The organism is Paenibacillus sp. 2KB_22, assembly GCF_052115745.1.
GTDB lineage: Bacteria > Bacillota > Bacilli > Paenibacillales > Paenibacillaceae > Paenibacillus.
In genome coordinates this window covers 1,289,627-1,309,020 of sequence record NZ_JBFRHG010000002.1, presented here as the reverse complement: position 1 = coordinate 1,309,020, position 19,394 = coordinate 1,289,627, and the positions used below count along the sequence as shown (strand labels likewise).

20 protein-coding genes are annotated in these 19,394 nt (G+C 34.3%); 15 read left to right on the top strand and 5 right to left on the bottom strand.

What is annotated here, in order from left to right; translation table 11 throughout:
• Positions 1-47: 47 nt before the first annotated feature.
• A complete protein-coding gene (locus AB4111_RS16830; RefSeq protein WP_442032432.1) occupies positions 48-875 on the top strand; it encodes a TIR domain-containing protein in 828 nt (275 codons plus the stop codon).
• Between the two features lie 169 nt (positions 876-1,044).
• Here the strand turns inward: AB4111_RS16830 and AB4111_RS16825 are convergent, their stop codons facing one another.
• On the bottom strand, positions 1,045-1,794 hold the full coding sequence (locus AB4111_RS16825) for an NPCBM/NEW2 domain-containing protein (protein ID WP_442032431.1): 750 nt from the start codon (positions 1,792-1,794) through the stop codon (positions 1,045-1,047).
• 150 nt (positions 1,795-1,944) lie between these two features.
• Here AB4111_RS16825 and AB4111_RS16820 point away from each other — a divergent pair, with 150 nt between their 5' ends.
• Entirely contained in the window at positions 1,945-2,286 is a 342-nt protein-coding gene (locus AB4111_RS16820) for a helix-turn-helix domain-containing protein (protein ID WP_442032430.1), read from the top strand.
• A 31-nt stretch (positions 2,287-2,317) separates the two neighbouring features.
• A complete protein-coding gene (locus AB4111_RS16815; protein ID WP_442032429.1) occupies positions 2,318-2,692 on the top strand; it encodes a DUF4357 domain-containing protein in 375 nt (124 codons plus the stop codon).
• Positions 2,693-2,831: 139 nt separating this feature from the next.
• On the opposite strand, the gene AB4111_RS16810 is transcribed toward AB4111_RS16815, so the two are convergent.
• On the bottom strand, positions 2,832-4,610 hold the full coding sequence (locus AB4111_RS16810) for a DUF262 domain-containing protein (protein ID WP_442032428.1): 1,779 nt from the start codon (positions 4,608-4,610) through the stop codon (positions 2,832-2,834).
• Positions 4,611-4,922: 312 nt separating this feature from the next.
• On the opposite strand from AB4111_RS16810, the gene AB4111_RS16805 reads away from it, so the two are divergent.
• The 5 genes from AB4111_RS16805 to AB4111_RS16785 all read left to right on the top strand — a co-directional run bounded on the left by AB4111_RS16805 (position 4,923) and on the right by AB4111_RS16785 (position 9,296).
• Positions 4,923-5,312 (top strand): histone-like protein, encoded by a 390-nt coding sequence (locus AB4111_RS16805; RefSeq protein WP_442032427.1) that lies wholly within the window; start codon positions 4,923-4,925, stop codon positions 5,310-5,312.
• Between the two features lie 3 nt (positions 5,313-5,315).
• Positions 5,316-6,704, top strand: coding sequence for a hypothetical protein (locus tag AB4111_RS16800; RefSeq protein ID WP_442032426.1), 1,389 nt, complete (start codon positions 5,316-5,318; stop codon positions 6,702-6,704).
• 1 nt (position 6,705) lies between these two features.
• Positions 6,706-7,953: a hypothetical protein gene (locus tag AB4111_RS16795; RefSeq protein WP_442032425.1), complete on the top strand. Its 1,248-nt coding sequence runs from the start codon at positions 6,706-6,708 to the stop codon at positions 7,951-7,953.
• Positions 7,954-8,025: 72 nt separating this feature from the next.
• Complete coding sequence (locus AB4111_RS16790; RefSeq protein WP_442032424.1) at positions 8,026-8,610, top strand: DUF1643 domain-containing protein; 585 nt, start codon at positions 8,026-8,028, stop codon at positions 8,608-8,610.
• Between the two features lie 89 nt (positions 8,611-8,699).
• A complete protein-coding gene (locus tag AB4111_RS16785; protein ID WP_442032423.1) occupies positions 8,700-9,296 on the top strand; it encodes a hypothetical protein in 597 nt (198 codons plus the stop codon).
• Between the two features lie 508 nt (positions 9,297-9,804).
• On the opposite strand, the gene AB4111_RS16780 is transcribed toward AB4111_RS16785, so the two are convergent.
• Entirely contained in the window at positions 9,805-10,440 is a 636-nt protein-coding gene (locus AB4111_RS16780) for a hypothetical protein (RefSeq protein ID WP_442032422.1), read from the bottom strand.
• Between the two features lie 330 nt (positions 10,441-10,770).
• Between AB4111_RS16780 and AB4111_RS16775 the strand changes: the two genes are divergently transcribed.
• The 6 genes from AB4111_RS16775 (at position 10,771) to AB4111_RS16750 (ending at position 16,959) form a co-directional block, all read left to right on the top strand.
• Entirely contained in the window at positions 10,771-12,477 is a 1,707-nt protein-coding gene (locus AB4111_RS16775; RefSeq protein ID WP_442032421.1) for a KAP family P-loop NTPase fold protein, read from the top strand.
• A 789-nt stretch (positions 12,478-13,266) separates the two neighbouring features.
• Complete coding sequence (locus AB4111_RS16770) at positions 13,267-14,112, top strand: hypothetical protein (protein WP_442032420.1); 846 nt, start codon at positions 13,267-13,269, stop codon at positions 14,110-14,112.
• A gap of 484 nt (positions 14,113-14,596) precedes the next feature.
• Positions 14,597-15,064, top strand: coding sequence for a hypothetical protein (locus tag AB4111_RS16765; protein WP_442032419.1), 468 nt, complete (start codon positions 14,597-14,599; stop codon positions 15,062-15,064).
• Entirely contained in the window at positions 15,061-15,888 is an 828-nt protein-coding gene (locus AB4111_RS16760) for a hypothetical protein (protein WP_442032418.1), read from the top strand. Before AB4111_RS16765 ends, AB4111_RS16760 begins: the two co-directional genes overlap by 4 nt.
• A 238-nt stretch (positions 15,889-16,126) precedes the next feature.
• On the top strand, positions 16,127-16,576 hold the full coding sequence (locus tag AB4111_RS16755; protein ID WP_442032417.1) for a hypothetical protein: 450 nt from the start codon (positions 16,127-16,129) through the stop codon (positions 16,574-16,576).
• 23 nt (positions 16,577-16,599) lie between these two features.
• Entirely contained in the window at positions 16,600-16,959 is a 360-nt protein-coding gene (locus AB4111_RS16750; protein ID WP_442032416.1) for a hypothetical protein, read from the top strand.
• A 64-nt stretch (positions 16,960-17,023) separates the two neighbouring features.
• On the opposite strand, the gene AB4111_RS16745 is transcribed toward AB4111_RS16750, so the two are convergent.
• Both AB4111_RS16745 and AB4111_RS16740 read right to left on the bottom strand, forming a co-directional pair.
• A complete protein-coding gene (locus tag AB4111_RS16745) occupies positions 17,024-17,659 on the bottom strand; it encodes a hypothetical protein (protein ID WP_442032415.1) in 636 nt (211 codons plus the stop codon).
• Positions 17,660-17,837: 178 nt separating this feature from the next.
• Positions 17,838-18,464 carry a hypothetical protein gene (locus AB4111_RS16740; RefSeq protein WP_442032414.1) on the bottom strand — a complete coding sequence of 209 codons (627 nt, stop codon included), beginning with the start codon at positions 18,462-18,464 and terminating at the stop codon, positions 17,838-17,840.
• Between the two features lie 235 nt (positions 18,465-18,699).
• Between AB4111_RS16740 and AB4111_RS16735 the strand changes: the two genes are divergently transcribed.
• Positions 18,700-19,044: a hypothetical protein gene (locus AB4111_RS16735; RefSeq protein ID WP_442032413.1), complete on the top strand. Its 345-nt coding sequence runs from the start codon at positions 18,700-18,702 to the stop codon at positions 19,042-19,044.
• Positions 19,045-19,394 lie beyond the last annotated feature (350 nt).

Genomic DNA, 19,394 nt, shown 5'->3' with positions numbered 1-19,394 from the left:
TATTTATAGAATGTTGTAAATAAAAACCAAGGAGCTGTTCAACATTAATGGAAATTCTTATTCTCGCAACAAATGACAAAAGCAGGGCAAATTGGAGTAATAATTCAGGTGTGGCAAGCTTTCCGAGTCCTAAAGAACCTTACATAAGTGATAATCAAAAGGTATTTGATCAAGTTAAATCTCTGCTTGATCAAAATCAAGTAGTATATGCTATTGGTCATTATTTTAAAAATGATGAGCTCCAAAATGAGGTCCTAAATTTATTAGTAATTAAGAGAGTATGGAAAGAGAGGAATACCTTCTACTTTGAGTTCATGAGAACAAGATCCACTTCTGTTACTTCCAAAGATTTAACAGCAATTAAAAATAGACCATCCTATTTGATTGACACTCTAAATGTAGATCGTTTGAAAAGTTTAAATTTGAGTATCGATGATTGGAAACCTAAGGTATTTATTGGAGGAGCTACTGAATCAAATGATGAAGTAAATATAATTGCTTCTATAGTTCATAGTAACTCGCTAGTTCCAAAACCGTGGTTTGACCAATTTAATGTCGGTGATACAACAATGCATAGATTATTATCAATAGCAAAAGAAGTTGACGCGGCGATTTTTGTATTTGGGGAAGACGATCACGTATCTTATCGGGATAAAAATGTAGTTAAAGCTAGAGACAATGTAATTTTTGAATTTGGATTATTTGTGGCTATTCTCGGACTTGATCGTGTTGCTGTATGTATTAACAAGAATGTTACTAGTCCCACAGACATTGAAGGAATATTTAAAATTTTCTATTCTGGATCAATAGATTCAGATTATACTGCACGAGCTACAATTATTGATTTTGCTAAAAGACTGAAAACAAACTTCTGAAAAATATTTTAATTGTCTCAATTTGTTTAGTTTACATTGTATTGTATTAGCTCTTGTATAAACGCAAAAACAGCTCAGGAAATCATCCACTTCAAAATTTCAGTCAACACACAAAACGGATCTTGATTCCACATTGTTGGAATCAAGATCCGTTTTAATTTTCAGATGATTATTGAATGAATTTAGCTTCAAGAAGTCCTAATTCGCTGTCTTCTTGGTTTTGTTTGAATTCAACTTTTAAGTTTAAAACACCAGTTAAGTCGACATTGATGTTAATGGGAGCTTTAATATCCGAAGCAACAGCCCCACTTGTGTATACCAGTTTGTCATCCGCATAAATTTTTATGTTGCCGAGGTTATCATTTTTGGCAAGAGTGTTCCATTTAGAAGATGGAGCTAGAAGGGCTTCAAAGGTTTTGTAATTACCATCCAAAAGATATGTATTTACGAGATAGTTCCCTTTACCGTAACCATACCCGTTCGAATCACTACCACCAAAAGCGGAACCTGTAAGATAAATGCCGTGATTGAACTGGGTTCCTAAATTGGTTGTAAAAGTGTTCACAGTTTTCGAACCTTGGTTATCAGAGGCATGAGTTGTCATTTGTTCAAGGTAGGTGATAGAGCCTTCTTTAGGCTTACCAACATATACCGAGTAGGACGGAGCGTCGTATCCCACGTTTTTACCAAGAGATTCCGAAACAAAACGGAGAGGAACGTACGTTGTTCCTTTATACACAAAGCCTTGTTGACCTTCCGGCATACGTTTCTCCACGCCGTCTACGAAGAATTTTAGCGGTAAAAAACTGACACCGATATTGGCTGTCGTAGCTGCGTACGAAACTCCCGTAAATAGCACGCTTCCTAAAACGATACCACTGGACAAATACTTAAGCTTTGTTAATTTGTTTGTTTTCATTTCAATGACCATCTCCCTATGAACAAGATAATGTAATCCATAGCTTACATTATCTATAAGTGTTACTGATTAGTCAAGTAACACTTATAAAGTGTTAATGTGAAACCTTCCCTCTATTAAGCTTGTCATAAAGAGGGCGGTGAAGGGTAAATGAATCTGGTTCAAAAATTGGGCGAACGTATTCGTTTTATTCGCAAAGAACAAGGGCTTAGTCAGGAAGTATTAGCGGAGCGGGCTGGTTTACATACTAACTATCTTGGTGCTGTTGAACGGGGAGAGAAAAACGTCACGGTGGAGAGCTTAGAAAAGATATCACACGGTCTAGGCGTCACGTTAGATGAGTTATTCCGTTATATTGATCCAATGGACCACAAGGACGATATAGCAAATATTGTGGAGCTGCTTAGTGCACGAACCGATGCGGATCGTAAAATGGCATTGACTATTCTGCTGAGTGTGTTTAATTGGGAAGAAAACAAATATCAAGCATAATAAGGATTTAACTATAATTGGGGGGATAGACATGTACCGCTTGTATGATCCAAAAACGAATGGTTTTGCACTTGCTGAATTTAATCCGAATACCAGCACCAAACATATGCATATTACAATTAAACCTGGTTCGCAACTGGCAACTAATGAAGTGAATTCAGGATTTATTGCTAATCAACGTGCTATTTTGCTGGAAGAAGGTAAGATTGTTTTGAGAAATAACTTCTACGTTGTATTAAGTGACATTTCTTTTACGCTAAGCGGAAGTGCAGCGATGGTAATGGGAAGAAATCCAGGATCTGGTGCCGACCGTTGGGAGAATATCCAAACTGGAAAATCACTAAGAACGATGTCTGACGAACAAGGACAACATTTTGAGGATGACGAAACAGAAATTGAAGGATAAAATGCATAAGGAACGCTGGACAATGACAATGTCCGCCGTTCCTTATGCATTTTTATAGTATGATAAAGTTTGAAAAATAATTGGTAGTATTTTTTTATTGCAGTCGTTTCACTATTCATAAATTATGAGATGTAACCCTTTATATGTTACTCCAGATTTTAAGAACATCCTCTGTGATTTTCTCAGTTCGTTTTCGTATTTTGATTTCGTCCCACGAACGGTCCCCTGTTTCGTAATGGGTGACTATATCCAGCTTGGTTATTCCTAGTTCAGCATAATGCTTGATCCCGCGTTTTCGTCCTTCACCTTCAACTTTACGTTGAAATTCATAATTACGTAGTGATGAGTTAAGTGAACTTTTTAACAGAGTCATGTTACCTATACTGTAGATGAGCTTATAACGATATTTCTTGGCTTCTTCCCAATCTGTTATCGATTGTCCATCTTCGTCGATGATCGGCACATTTCTCCAGTGCTCTTCCCACTTCTGAGGGAGTAGATGCTCCAAAGTGTAAGTGTATTTTAACTCATCTCTATCATAGCGATTGTCGTTTTTACGCCGGAACAACTCGACCCAGAATAACAATAATGCTGCGTGCTTATTACTGATGGACATCAGCCCGTTACTTACATCATTATCAGTTACTTCTGCTAACAGAATATCTATTTTAGAGGAGTCCGAAATTAAATCTTTACATATCTTGTTGTAATTTTTCGTTTCTAATTTGCAAACTGTTCTGCGTATAACGAGTGTCTCTAACTTTTTCAGTGAAATTGCAAGTTTAGTTTCATTGCCCTCATACTTGCGATATAGGAAAAGAATATAAGGATGGAACGTAGATACATCACAGACACTAAGAACATGAAAGAGTCGTTTGTTATAATCTGTGAAGCCAAATAAGTCACTATTTTCAAATACGATAATTTTCTCTCTGTAAAGTTTAGCAAATTCTGAAATGGTTCTTATAAACTTTGTTAACTCATTCTTATCAAGCCTTCTAATATGCTCTTTATATATGTTAGAGAGATCAGACAAGGAGTGTTTCTCGGGATCGAAGAAGCCTTCTATCACAGCAATGGAGTGAAGTAATAATTCAATATTATCACGCATCATACGTCCAGTTGAGCGAGCCGTATCCCAGAATGTAATAGATTGTTCATCGTTTGCAAATACAGATTCCCAAGAATCCTGGTATAAAGCTTCTACATATTCTTGGTTACCGATTAGCTCAAACGCGCGCTGGAAGAGGACATTTTTTACAATGTCGGCACTGCTCAGACGCATGCCTGCGCTATTAATTGTATCAAAAATTGCTTGTTCATCATCATCTTCTGTTAGGTCAATAACAACCAGAATACTGTTGGTTGAGCTCAGTAAGTCGTTGAAAAGTGTTTGCCGATCTTTGAGTGAGACATTAACGAGTCTATCAACAAAGAATTTATAGCATTTCAGGATATTGCTGTTGCAAGTATGTAAGTCGATAGCATCTGCTACAATCTCGCCTCTAATAACCTGTTGATAATACTTTTTATCAACTTTGGAATGTTCAATCTTAACGAGTAGGTCATCATCAAACATATCTTTTTTGTAAAAAAGACAAGCGTCAAATTTTCCATCTTGCTGACATTTTTCCTGCAATAATGTGTCAAAACTGTCGAATAGCGCTCGAAGAAGAATACTCAAAGTTGTTAGACGTTGTTGCCCGTCAATTACGAGTACTTGCTTTGTACTTCCACTTTGTATTTCTATTTGTTTAAGAATCAGCGATCCCAAGAAGTGACTTTTGCTACTTTGCAATAGCTCGGAAATGAGCTCTTCCCAATTAGTTTTGTCCCATACATATGCACGTTGGAAGAATGGAATCTTAACCTCCCCTTCATTTGCCAGGAAAGTAAGCGATCGTGCTTCGGCTTTCATATATTACCTCCTAAGTATTTTGTAATATTCAGAATTTTTTGACTTTGTTTGATGATTTAACCTGATGCTATCATAAAACGAGTTGAATACTACTATCAAGTTAATATCTTCTTGTTGATAAATATGAACAAGTCAACTAGCAAAGATGATTTAATTGCTAGCTAAACGGTTCTGTTAATCATATGAAATATATTGGTTTAGGCAGGATATTGTTGGAAAATAGCAGATCTGATATAATTTAAAATATCATATTTGCTTAACATATCAATTGTTTGTAGCATACGAGAAGTCAATTGAAAGGGGAGTATATTAATGGCATATAACGTTGAGGCAGAAGAATTTCAATCGTTAGATGAAGAGGAGTTCGAACATGAAGATGATGATGGGGCAATTCGGGTATCCCGTAAAGGAACTCTTTCAAAATTTGTTCGTACAAAAACATCATCGCGAGTAACTAATGGTGCTAAGGATATGTTAATGGCACAATTAGAACAAATAACAATCATGCTAGTGAAACGAGCTGAAGAGGTATGTGCAAGTCAGGGGCGGTCGACAATCTATGATTCTGATTTGCAAACCGCTTATGAAGAATTGATGCAACCACATGAATTCATAGATAAGATCATCCTTGAATTAGATAACCAAAAGGAGCAATTAAAAATTGTCGCTCAAGCCTCTTTGGTGCGGCATATGGAGGTTTAAGTAATGTCATCCAGAACGTTTTTCTTCCGATCAGAATATTCAGTGAAAGACATGTATGAACGAATATATGCTCCAGATTTTATTTCTGTATTCAAAGAATACGCTAATAGTTTAGACGAGGATGATACTGAAAACGTGGAGGCGAATAAAAGTAATTGCTATACAGGTTTATCTCAGGCATATCAACTAGATATTGATCGCTTACATACCGTTATACGACCGGTGTTTGATGAATACGGACGTAAAGGGGATAGAATGAATATAAAGCTGTATCGATCTAAGGCAGCTCCTTTAACAGTAACTGACGAAATTCGAAGTCGTATTAACAGTTTAATTAACCGGAATATAACTGAAATCGATAGTTTCAATCCAAACTTGAAATATGATTTATTTATTGAAGAAGTAGCATATAGAGAAGCATACCTTGACTTTAAATTTCGTATAGAAGACTCAATAATTGTACACGAACCAGTGCCTATTAGGGAAATTAACGCTGAATACGTCGAAGCACGCTATTATTTCGGCTCGGGAATTATAGCGCTTTTTAATCCAAACGGTACAGCCCGCCAGTCCAAGGATTTAGTTAAAGTAATTTATTTACTTTTTATACCATACGATCCAAAAATTGAAGAGGTATTATTAGACGAGGCTCAATTGATTATGATTCAATTAAGATTAAAGGGTCTCGTGTCTTCCCCAAGATATAGATCTGATGATGATCTTCGATTTATCATTCACGGTCTTAATGAAATAAATTATGAGAATCCTTTGGTGAAGTCCATACAAAGCAATGACTCACTTACAATTAGTGAACTTAACACAACTTGTGTAGTGGAAGGTCACAGAGTGAATTTAAAAATATCCGAGGATGGTAAGTTAATTATTGATACCTTTGTCTTACCGGATGTACTGGATCGGATTATTTTGGATATTGAATGGGTTGTATTGTCCGAAAAATATTATAAAGATATGTCCACACAAATAGAAGCTCTATATAAAAAAATTTCTCCTGCAGCATTGCCTTCGCATCGCACAAAAAGAGTTGCGGCAATAAAAGATGACTTATCGAGAGTAGTGAATGAGTACAGAGGAAAGCCAATGGATCACCGGGAAATTAAGTTGGTTAGCACGGTGATATTTAATATTGGATGTTTATTGAATGATGAGAAGAAGACCCTGCCTGATGAATATTTACAAACATCTTCCAGTAATTACTCCGACTTATGTGCATATTACACAAACTACTTTACAGTAATTAAAAGAATGAATCGATCAAAAGGCGAGACTATTGCACGGAAAACTGTTCAGATTTTGCAGTATTTAGCTGCCCAATCAACCGGAGATGCAGTGGATTTAATTGGTCAATACGAGCATCTTCAGAAGGATGAATAGTATGTTTATTGATGATTTTATATTGTCGGAATCGGAAATAGAGTATCTCGACAATATTTTGAATGAATTTGGAAAACATCAACAGTTTCGAGATATTTCATCGTTGAAAACTCCTTGGACTCAATTGATGAAAATTGAGCCTCGAGAGGCTTTAGAACCACTTCGCGTTAAGGGGATTTTGAATGAGCAGGAAATGGAAAAGACTGAAATCATCATAGATGAGAATGAAAATGAACGTGTGGAACAAACAAAATTGCTCGTAGGAACAATTGATACAAAGGCGCTTGTATTATGTTGGATGGTCACCATCTACCACCGCTCAGGAAAAACATTACAACCAGATGATCTCAACAAAATGGAAAGACAATCTGATTATTATCACTTTCCAATAGATATTGGTATGGACACAGTTAAGATTAACTTGATCGTTAAAGATATAGAAGATTCAGACTATCAGCAAGGTCAATCAGATTCAATATACGTTTCTTTTATTGGAGAACTACCTATTAAAGAGCAAAGCTATATAATGTGGTCGGTACCTCTGCAGGAGCAGTCAGCTGCAGTCAGATTTTTTAATTGGTTAAATGAACACAGCAAGCCAATTATATCTAAGTTATATGCTTATATAAACATTCCCTCAGACTTAGAGAAAAACTACCGAGAAGAAGTGTATAGACTCGTTGGTATGTATTTAGTGGAGCTTGGTTATATCCGAATTAACCAACAAGAGTTATTTCGACCTGAAAGTACAGAATACTTATTTCCTGAAAATATAATCAAAGACTGTTTCATAAATGAAACTGAAAACAAAAAAGTGTTTCAAGTGATAAATGGAGATCGTATTGAAATGCACTCCTTTCAGGACGGTATAAAATCTTTAGATAGTAAGTTATCCTATCATTTAAATCATTTGCAAATATGGATTGATAAAAAGGCAGCTAGGCACCGCATTTTAACTCAAAAAGTTAAAACATCTCTAATTAATGAAGTAATTAAAATCGTGCCTATCATAATTGCAGTTATATTGTCTGCTTATGCATCACTTAAGTTAATCTTCATAAATAACTCGGCTATGAAAAATTTTCCTCAAACTAAGGCTTGGTTTATTACACATATATCAATCAGTGTCATATCGCTTCTAGTTCTCATATTTTTTGGAGTTTTCCCTCAATTCCGTTTGTGGATTTTTTCTTGGGATCGCAGAATAAAAAAATATGTAAGAAGAAAAAATCGGCATTATGAAGATTAAAGGTATAAGTGTCTTTAGCGATGATTGGTCGTTCAACTACTTATTAAGTAAAACAATTAAGGAGGAGTAGCTTTGTCCGAAGCTAGAAAGCTATATAATTTAGTTCATGTCGAACCCAAAGGTTATATATATATTTTAGGTAGTCACCGTTATGGACTGGAGTTTCGCCTTAAAAATAAAAAGAAAAAAAAGAAAAAGAGTGTTGCAGTGATTCAAATGAATGGTTCTTCCACAAATTGGACTGACATTACTAAACAAGGACAGTGGAAAGCGGATTCTACAATCGGAAAAGTGCTCTGTTGGTGCGGAAAGCACGAATATGATGTTGTTCATTGCCTAAATTTGTGGTCTTATGTAGATAATAATCCATCTAATTTAACTGGGAATTCAAATGATATCTTAAATAAATTAGAAAATGATCTTTGGATTGAGCAGGTTTTAGAGAAAGTGGATATAATTATACTTGCTTATGGTGATTGCAAAGGAGTAGATGAGACTACTTTTAAAGAGCGTAAAATGAAACTGAAAGAGATGTTGCTCTCAAAAAAATCAAAAATTTTCTGTGTTGGGGGATTGAACGAGAGTGGGAATCCAAAACATGGTAGAGTCTGGAATAATGGACCTAAATTAAATAAATTTAATATAAATAATATATGAGGAGGATGATATTAAACCAGGAACCAGTATCCATATTCCCCTTTGTGCTAGATATGATACTATAATCACCATTTGAAAGGATGATATTCATGGGGTTCTTAGGAAATCACATAAATGAAATGTTAGTAAACGAAATAATTGAAAGTGAGAGTTTTAATGATTTTGTATTATTCGTGCGGAACGAACTGAATATTGAGGGTACAAGAGATCAATATCCAATTGTTCCAAACGATTATCAACAAGGCGATGAAGGTTACATAGTACAAAATACTTTTGGAGCTTTATTGTTAACTTCTTCATACAGGAGAATAAACAGGATTGATTTATATGTTAGTTCAATAGTTACTAGAATAAATGATGTTTTTTCTCATCGTATTCATAGGTCCCATGATATGGAATTAATCTCTAGAATTTATGTATTCAATGCACTCGCTCATGAATATGTACATATAAAACAATTTGAAGAAGGTAGAATAACAGCAGAGACAATGGAAATTCAAAATCAATTGAATTACGAGGAAAGAGAAATTGAAATAGAAGCGGCTAGATTAGCCAAAGAACTGCTGATCCAATATACCAGTATGGAAGGTGCAAGATTAAATCAAATACTTAGTGGAAATATTGATAATGATTCAGCAAGAGAGCTTTCTAATTATTTTTCGGAATGGGAAAATGAAAGAAATTAACTTTACAAACACACACTGAGTTAATGATGAGTTTCAAAATCGTTTCTGAATAGAGACCATATACTGACTTGAGCAATAAGAGTTGTATCACATTGCAGAGGAATTACAGAATTCCTGTTTATGTAAATGATTCTAATAGCAAAGCATTTTGGAGCAAAAAAGACTTGTGGATGACGGAACTGGAACAGAAATATATTGTTACGGGTGTAATTGATTTCTCAAGCGATTACAATATGTCTTGACTGTTAGATGATATAAGATAGTGCTCTCATTTCACATTATCAAAGATTAGTGTTGAAAGTTCGCCTGGGGGAATATTGCATCTAAACTAACAAAACATTAGCACATTAAGTACAAATAAGCAGCCGATTAAATAATCGGCTGCTTATTTGTATGCTTTTAGTAGGTGTCTTGAACGAAAAAACTTGATAAATCAGTTTTTTTTATTTAAGGATAATAATTAGGTGAATTCCCTATTCCTTTCTTCGTTCTCGTTTATTCACTTTCTTCAGGAGTCCGAAAGAACCCAATCCTGAGGTATGTAACCCAGGTGGTAAGCTTCCGTTTTAAGGAGCAATTTTATTTGGATATTGATTTGAGTTAATTGAATATACATTTGATCTAACTTGTTCTCATCATCATGGTTATATCCACTTCGTTGAAATCTTTGTGTTTTTAAATATTGATTAAGTGTATTGGCTTCATGTTCTAAAATCTGATAATTCCTTCTTAACGCCTCGATCGCTTTTGTGGTATCTTCAGTAATCTTACCCTTTGGAATAACCACATCAACTGCTGCTCCTATAGAAGGAATGTGTAACTTGTCAGCAAGATATGGTCGATGATTTCCACCTGAGCAAACTGTGTATTTGCCTTCTGGTATTAAATACAAATGCAAATCTATAGGCGATTCATCTTTCCAACCCTTTATAGCCACGGATTGCCTAAGTCGTTTCATTTTATTATCATTTGCTATATCTCTTGGTCGTAAACCGAGTCCGATAATATCCTTTGTGTGTACTGTCTGGATTCCAACATGACATACCTCATACGTTCCATCCGGGTACTTCTTCATAATTTTTTCAAATGGTAACCAACGGTTTTTTTTTAGAAAACCAAGGATATTCAACACCACCTTTGTCATATTTCTTCTAGTATATGATTAGTGTGCAGTTGACAGCACATCGTTAGGAGTACCTTTGAACAGGATAAGTGATATACAAAGTAACGACTCAGTGGTTCAACGCCATATTATTAACAAGCTTATTTTCTCTACTTTGAACAATGGGATTCTTATTAGAATGATTGTGAGGGTTGTTATTTCTATAGTCACGGCTATGTTCCTGTGCTTAATTAATATACTTCATAGGGCTATCTATGGTAAAATAATCTTCTTATTGTTTTTCAAAGATAATGTAGGTTAGCCAATATATTGATCTGGCTCCATAAAATTTAGATGGTTAGGCGGTTTGTAATGAGTCTAGATGACAAAAAAAGAATTCTGAATGAAGAGTTAGAAAAGGTAAGAAAAAAAACAAATGATCTAGTATGGCAACTTCAGGGCGAACCAGATGAAGAACACTATGAAGAGCCGAATCTGAGTGAGAATCCAAACGCTTATCTCGACGAACTAAGTCGAGAAGCTGATCTTATAAAATCAAAAATTAGAAAACTTGAAATACAGGAAGAGAATGAAAACAAAATATCCAATTTCTCTAGCGATTTAGAGCTGGAAGCGGCTCTTATTGACAAGGAAAGTGAAGTGGATTTGTTAGATAGAAACTCCAAAGCTAATGTCCTTGCTCGCCTTATTGCTAATAAACAGACAATTGCTCCTTTAGCTATCGGAATATATGGAAAATGGGGGCGGGGGAAGTCTACATTTGTTGGTCTAATTGAGAAGAATTTGGATGAGATTAACCGGAGAATAAACCGAAACATTCCCAACCATGAAGTCAAATATAAGAAGTCGTATATTGTTAGGCTTAATCCAACTGAATACGACGATCATAAAATGATTTGGTTTTCAATATTAAAAGAATTGTATATGAAATATGATGCGGAAACAAAGTTTCGTGGACGAATCAAGTTTGCTTGGAACAGTATGTTTCCATCATTTGAAAACAATAAGGGGATGTATATATTTAGTGTCCTGTTAGTAATCGCATGCACTGTGGCTTACTCATTATGGTTTAGCAACTATGATTCTTTAGTCGATACTATAGAAAACACAGAACTCTACGTGTATCTTGTTTCAGCTACGTTACTCGTGGGCAGCTTTTATCAATTCATTGTTCCATTCGTTAAGAAGCTCATGTTCATAATTAAACCATTATCTAATAAAATGTTACATCAAATTCTTGTGCCTGACTTTAAAGCAAAGTTAGGGACACGAGAAGAGGTAAAACATTCTCTTGATAAGTTAATAAAAATTTGGTTGAGAGAAGATGAAAATATTGTCCTTATTGTTGACGAACTCGACCGTTGCTCAGAAAAAACAATCGTTGAATTTTTTTCTGCACTTCAATTGTTTATATCATCAGACTCAATTATCAAAGTCATTTCAATGAATGAAGAATTAGTCGCACTCGCATTGGCGAATAACAATCAATTTTATTTAAAAGACGCAGCTACTCGAGAGGATAAGCTGAACTTTGGGTATGATTATCTTCAGAAATATATATCGATCCCGGTTTATTTAAATCGACATTCAGATTATAAAATTCTTTTAGAGGCACTCATGGATCAGGATACAAACTTCTTTAGCATAGAGGAGAAACATATAATATCAACGATGATCCATGATATTGCAAAGAAGAAGGATATTACCCCTAGAGAGATAAAGCGAATCTTAAACTTTTTGGTGCTGTCAAAAGAGAGTGTATTGACTCATTTTGAAGTAATTGAACACAAAGTAACCTTTGTTGAATATATAAAATGGTTCCTCGTGTATTACTTTAACCCCGAAGAATCTAATTTTCTTATCTCAAATATGAAACGTGGGAGAAACAAAAAGAAGTTTGAATATATGGAATACAGCATTATGTATCCTTTATTCCTGTCTTCTTTTGAAAATAATTCTTATAAAAAGATTCAATACTTAGATAAATACTTAAAAGATATGAGAATTGAAGTAATTGTTGCAGCTGACTCACTTATCGATAAAAGTTTAATACGCTGAGAAGCAGAATGATTTTTATAAGTCATGCTGTTTTCTTGCACAATAATAATGAGAGACCAGGTTAAAATGATTTATCTATTGGAGCTTAACAACTCATTCTGTTAAAAGAGATGTTCACCCACAGATTGTGGGTTTAATTAATGGAGTATTTGCCAAAAGCTATGTACTGGCAAGAAGATGTGCATTGAAGCTGCCCCAGATATATTAAAGAGCATTTAAAATATTTAATTAATCTTACCTATAACCAAAAGTAATGAAAATCAGCAACATTACTCTTTCAGTCGCTATTTTAGCGACTTTTTTAATTTTGTTTGTACAAATTATATTCCTTGGCGTGGGTTACAAACCTGTGCTGATTAACTAAATGTATATGAAATTCAAAAAGGCATAATGGAGGTACCAAAGGTTGAGTGTTTGGTAAGATGATTTTTAATGAATAGCTACTTGTAAATTGTGAAACGTGTATGTCTATAGTATCGTATAACAACTATAACTAACTATTAGGAGTGAACGATTATACTAAAGCGAGACAGAAGACGTTACTTTTCGAATTCAGAAAATATTTCACGGATGAGACGATTATCTGAATCAATGAAAGATAATAAATTGAGTTCAGGAGAGAGAACAACCAGATTGGTTCTTGTGCTTACTATCGTCGGAGGTGGTTGGGGATTATTAATTAATTATTACTTGAAATTGTTTGCTTCAGCTTTTTCCACAAACATGTACTCAGTATTCCCGTTCGGATTAGAACATCTTTTGTTTATATGCGTTGGAGTAAGTCTATGCATGGTAATGGGGAATGTGCTTATTTTTATTTGGAAGGAGTTAAATAGCTATGATGTGAGTGTGTCGAATGTATCCGAAAGAATTGGAGATGCCAATAAAGCATTTCACAATATTTTTAGAAGCATCAAGGTGAACACAATTGTTGGTTTAATGATTTATCTGGCTTTTATAATTATTCTAAATATTTACAAACGAGATCAAGTAATGATTTGGTTTACATACTTTATGGCTTTCGTTATTGGTTTAATTCTAGTTCTAATCTTTATCGTATTAAAGCGAAATAAAGAAAAGTTTTTTATAATGGATCATATTAAAAAAGTATTTACATTAAATTCTGCATTAAGATTTTCTGCATATGTTGTATTATTTATAATTTGGTTGGTCTTAGGTTTAGGGATTATGACACCGAAACACTCTGTACAGGTTAATATTCATGACGATAGACTAGTGATAACTAGTACAAATGCTCTTCCAGAAGAAGTATTGATAGAATTTCTTCAACCTACTGAAAAGGAAGAAATATTATCACATTCGATTACTCTAGATAAGAATAGCTTCTTGGAGTCTTATCAAAGAGTTGTATACTATCCTGATAAGGAAGCAGATATTTTTTATTCCCTTCGTAATGTTTCTAAAGAGAACGAAATGGTTTACCAACTTGATCAGACTGAGCAATTATACTCCTACGAATATGACTTTAGTCAGTATATGATGGATGGGAATAATGAAATACGAATTACTATAAAATCAAATGACTCAGGTGATAAGTTAACTGTGATTTCTACTCCAGTTATTCACGAAAAAGGCGAGAATAAAGTGTTGAAAAATGAATTCCTTATTAGATAAGAATTTTAGGGGCAGCCTTCAGGCTGCCTTTGTTGTTTAAGTATTGATTTCAATTGTTATTATTTCGAATTAAACGATGCAATGTTCTATTATTAGTCTGTCACTGTTAAAATTATTGATATTTAATTTTTTGAAGCGGTTGACTGCTTCGATAGTACAATAGGTGTTTGATACTTCGTCCAATTCGATCAGATTTCCATAGAAAAGGTTTTGCCAGTCTTAATATATGAAAGGAGCTTTAAGCTCTGAAAGGTCCTTTTCAGAAACTATATAGAGAGTTAAATATAAGAACATTTTGATTTCTGATTATGAGATGTATTCACTTGAAGATGAGCGTTAAGACATATCGTCATACTTTTGCCCTGTCCGCTTCAATTAATGTGATTTAGAATTGTTTTGAGAACGTTACTTCAAGGAGTTTATGATACAATAAATGTTATATAAAAGTGTTCAGTTACAGCAGAATTAGAGAGGGGATCAGGTAATGAGTCAAGTATCCATATCCTTCACGATACAAGGTGACAGTGAAGGTTTTTTAGCTCTTGAATGCCCTTTTTGTGAATCCGAATTTAAAGTCAATGCAGGTGAATTTCAAAGTGAAGATGAACCTATCTCTAATCTGTTCTGTCCATATTGCGGGCTGACGAAAGATAAAAGCGACTTCTATACCAAAGAAACTGTGGAACAAGTAGAAGCATTAGCCACCAATTATCTTTATGAACAATTAAATAAGGCTTTCGGAAACATGGCTAAGAAAATCAACAGAGGAAATAAAAGTGTAATTAAAATGAGTTATAAGCCATTAAAGAAAATAAATGTACAAGAATTGAAGAATAAAGACACTGTCGAGGAGATATTTGTTTGCTCATGTTGCGAAAAACAAGAAAAAGTATTATTTCTCTCAGGTGTCTCAAAAATATATTGCACGTATTGTGGGGTTGATCTTCCGTGAATTTAATGGAATATAAAACATTAAGCTTGGATTTTAGAAGAAACTCTAGTTATTTATTGACTGCTGATGCAGACAATGCTTTTATAAAACTTAAAAGGTTCAAATTATTTATTGATTCATCTCCTATCATTACTAAGATTATTCAGACACGTATATCTGATCTGGAATTCGACTTTAAAGATTGTTTTCTGATAGACTCTGTACAAGGTCATCATCAGATTATTCCTCCAGTTGATGAAGATCTTCATTTAAAAGCCCAATATGATTATCTATCTTATTTGTGTTCTCAGGATATAGATATTAGAGGTGTGGCATTTCAATTTGTATCTAAATCAAGGCAATGGAATGACATTGTAAGAGAATTTTTGGACAAAGCATTTAAACCGCTTATTGATTTTATTGTGGATTCATTAGGAAAGGAAATAATGATTCTGGGGGGAGACAGATCTATGGGGAACAATATAACTCAACATATAGCGAACAACTACGGGAACGTCAACGCTGCAGGTAGAGATGCTACTATCAATTCAAATTTAAAAGCAGATGATATTGGTGAGATAAAAGCATTAATTGAAAAACTTTTACCTACCATTGCCGATACTCAATTAACAGATGAAGAAAAAGAATTCTTAACTGATGATATGGAGACCATAACTGAACAACTTGAATCAAGTAAGCCAAAAATGGCAAGGTTGAAAAAGGCATACGAAGGTATTAAAAAATTCGTTGGTTATGCTACGACGGGAGTCACATCCGCAACCATTCTGTTATCTGACTGGAATACACTTGTGGAAAAAGTAGACGAATTGATTGGAAAGTCATAGGGGACGAATAGAAAATTTCACTATCATTAGTCGCCACCAGGCGGCTTTTTTTTATTATAGCTCAGTTAGTAACTATTTTTAGCTGTTTTTCTGAGTTGGTAAGCCTAGGAGACAGTGGGGAGATTCAATGGTGTTCGACAGATTTGAAAAACGTCCAGTTTTGAATTTATTTCTTGCTTTATAAGGTTGACTTTTTAGATGAAATCATGTACCAAAATTTTAAAAAGAGGTGGGTAAAATGACTTGGATTGAAGGGGATACATACGAGCCAAATGATTTTCAAATGTGGATGATCGCAATTTTAGAAAAATTAGATTGGATTGGTTTGCCAACAGACAAATGGATACTAAAAAATATTGATTTATTTCCGACTCGGTTTGCTAATGTCATTAAGATCTATGAATTTCAATATATTGCTGTTTCGGACTCAGTTGTGAACATAAACGTTTATGTTGAAATTTGGGAATCAGGCATACGAATTGACGCCGGCTTCCCTGATGGAGCGCCTCAATTTGATAATGATACGCTTAAAAGCTTATTAAAACAAGGTGAAAACATGAGAAAATACATGTACGAAGCTTTTCAATATTTTATTGAGGCAGAAGACATTTTAAAAAAAGGATTTGATTCGAGTAATTATCGATTAGAAATTGATAATACCAACTTATTTAGCTCTCTGATAAGATAGAAAGAAACAAAGGTGTGATAAAGATGGTTTTTTCGCAAAGGCTATTAAAAATTGTCAGCCTAGAAACCAATGAAGTGGATGGTAACGATCAGCAAGAAGCACTTGTTTCATTTGAATATGATGGTAAGGGTTATTTTGCTGTCTGTTCAAAAGAAAAAGGAGATGAATGGATTAACAAAGGGATATTGCATAACGCAGATGACTGCCCTTGCTTTATTCAGTCATCAACAATTGTATGTGAACTTTTTGACGAGTCCTCACGGAGAATTATCATGAGGGAAATAAAGGTGAAGTATAATCTCAAATTTATTTTTCCAACATCTAAGAAACTGCTACCTGATAATTTAGCGCAATGGATCGTTGATGTACTGGAAGGAAATTGAAAAATAAATAAAAAGGAATCAATCGCATATATTTATGATTGATTCCTTTTTATTTGTACCTCGATTATTCACTTTTTTCTAAATTAGACTGAACCCAATCTTCAGGTATGTAACCCAAATGGCAAGCTTCCTTTTTTAGGAGCATCTCTACTTGATTATGAATTTGAATTAATTGATCAAACATTGCAGTTAACATATTTTCATTTACATCTTCATATCCACCTTGTCGGTATCTTTGCGGTTGCAACAATTGATTAAGTTCAGTGGCTTCCTTTTCTAGAACTTGATAATCTCTTCTCAACGTATCGATCGCTTTTGTTGTATCTTCAGAAATTTTACCCTTTGGAATAACTACATCAACTGACGCTTCAATTGTAGGGATGCGTAATTCATCAGCAAGATACGGTCGATGATTTCCTCCCGTCCAAACTGCATATTTGCCGTCTGGTGTTAAATACAGGTGCAAATCTATAGGTGATTCATCTTTCCAACCTTTTGTAGCCACTGATTGCCTAAGTCGTTTCATTTTATTGTCATTTGCTATATCATTTGGTCGTAAACCGAGTCCTATAATGTCCTTTGTGTGCACCGTCCGAATTCCAACATCACATACCTCATACGTCCCATCCGGGTAGTTCTGCATAACTTTTTCAGATGGTAACCAACGAGCTTTTTTTAGAAAACCAAATATAACAACCACCTGCCTTTATCATATTTCTTCTAGTTTATGATAAATGGATAGATTAAAGCACATCGTTGGGAGCAGTTATGAATAAGATTATTTCGTACCAAAGAAACTGGACTGGGATTAGAATATGATAAAAGAGCCTCAAGGGAATGAAGTATTTGATAGGCAACCCCAATAAGCTTGGACTTATTCAATCTTCTGTTTGTTTCTCCAAACTCATATTTAGATAAAGCCAATTGCCCTCATGATACCATTCAAATCCAACATCTTTCTTGAAATGCAATGTTCGATCTCTATTTGTATTCTTCCATTTGCCTGCCCAACCGGGCAGGATGGGCTTTTCATTGAGGTAAAGTGTGCCATGACTAATGCTTACAGAATCAGCATGACCAGAGTGTCGACCATCTTTATAGTACGGATTATCAGTAAGGCATAAAAATCGTTTGACTGAAAAGTCCTCAAAATTCAGAAGTCGTTCGATATCCTTTAAAACATCATACATATCGGTATCTGTTGCGCGATTCGATGATTTTTTAAAACATTTTAGTTCGATCGCTGCTTTGATATTGTTATAATAACAAACGATATCTATATTTTTTCCTTGAAAAGAATGCTCTAACTCAATTGAAAATACGTCATTCTTATCGATGCACAGTATTTCACCCAAACTATTAATCAATGATGCATAATGCAACTGCATGGAGGATTCTTTGTTAACTTGAATGCGTCCTAGGGCAAGTCTTTTGATAAAAATACTCCAGGCTAAGTCGATTACATAATTTAAACGATCCACATGATTGATTGGAACACTAATCATAACAATCTCCTTTACATTTTAAGATAGCTGAGAATTCTCAATTTATCAGAAGCACAACATAAATCTATTATACGATCCTTTGTAGATCTATAAAATAAACTATATATTTACCGATAATACAATAGACTACCATAAGCCGTATTCCGATACATACGATCTTAATTTCATGAATGAATAATGATTAGGAATTGAATTCCTAAAACGGCTCTATTCAATTTATAAGGAGAGGTAAATAGTGGCAGAGTGTGAATACTTTCAACCAAGTTGCACGGGTTGCACAAGTAAGCTTTATGATGGAGGTACTGTTGTTCCTTCAAAACGATTCAAGAACCTTAGAACAGTAACACCGACTCAATCTAGGCAGTTTTGCAGAAAAGAACCACAGAATTGTGTGTTTCATCCAAGAGGGCTAGCGTTTGCTTCTAAATCCAATCAACAAGTAGCTGTCCGTAGAGCTATTGAAAAAGATAATAAGGAAATGCGAGGGGGCAACAAGGAGAGTTCAGTAGGAATTATTACATATGTTATACTTGCTCTGATTGCTTTTCTTATATTTAAAGCCATTCAAGCAGGATATTGATTATTATTTGTTAACCAAGATTGATATAAAGATGCCTGTATCATTTTCATTTAGAATGATACAGGCATCTTTATGTTTTTCATAATTGAGATATTATACCCAGTCATTAATTTTCCAAAATCAACCCAATTCTGTTACAGATGCATAACATAAGCCATCATCATTTTCAATAAACTAAGCAGTTTATTCAGTTGTGAAGGTGTTTTTAGTTTTCGTCTTATTTGAATGCAATATAAGACGTTATCAGTGACTGGATATTTGAAAATGGAAATTTAGACTTTCTATGTTATTTACACCTAAACAGAAATGAAAAGTTGTTATCCTTCTGATAAAAAATCAAATGGTGATAG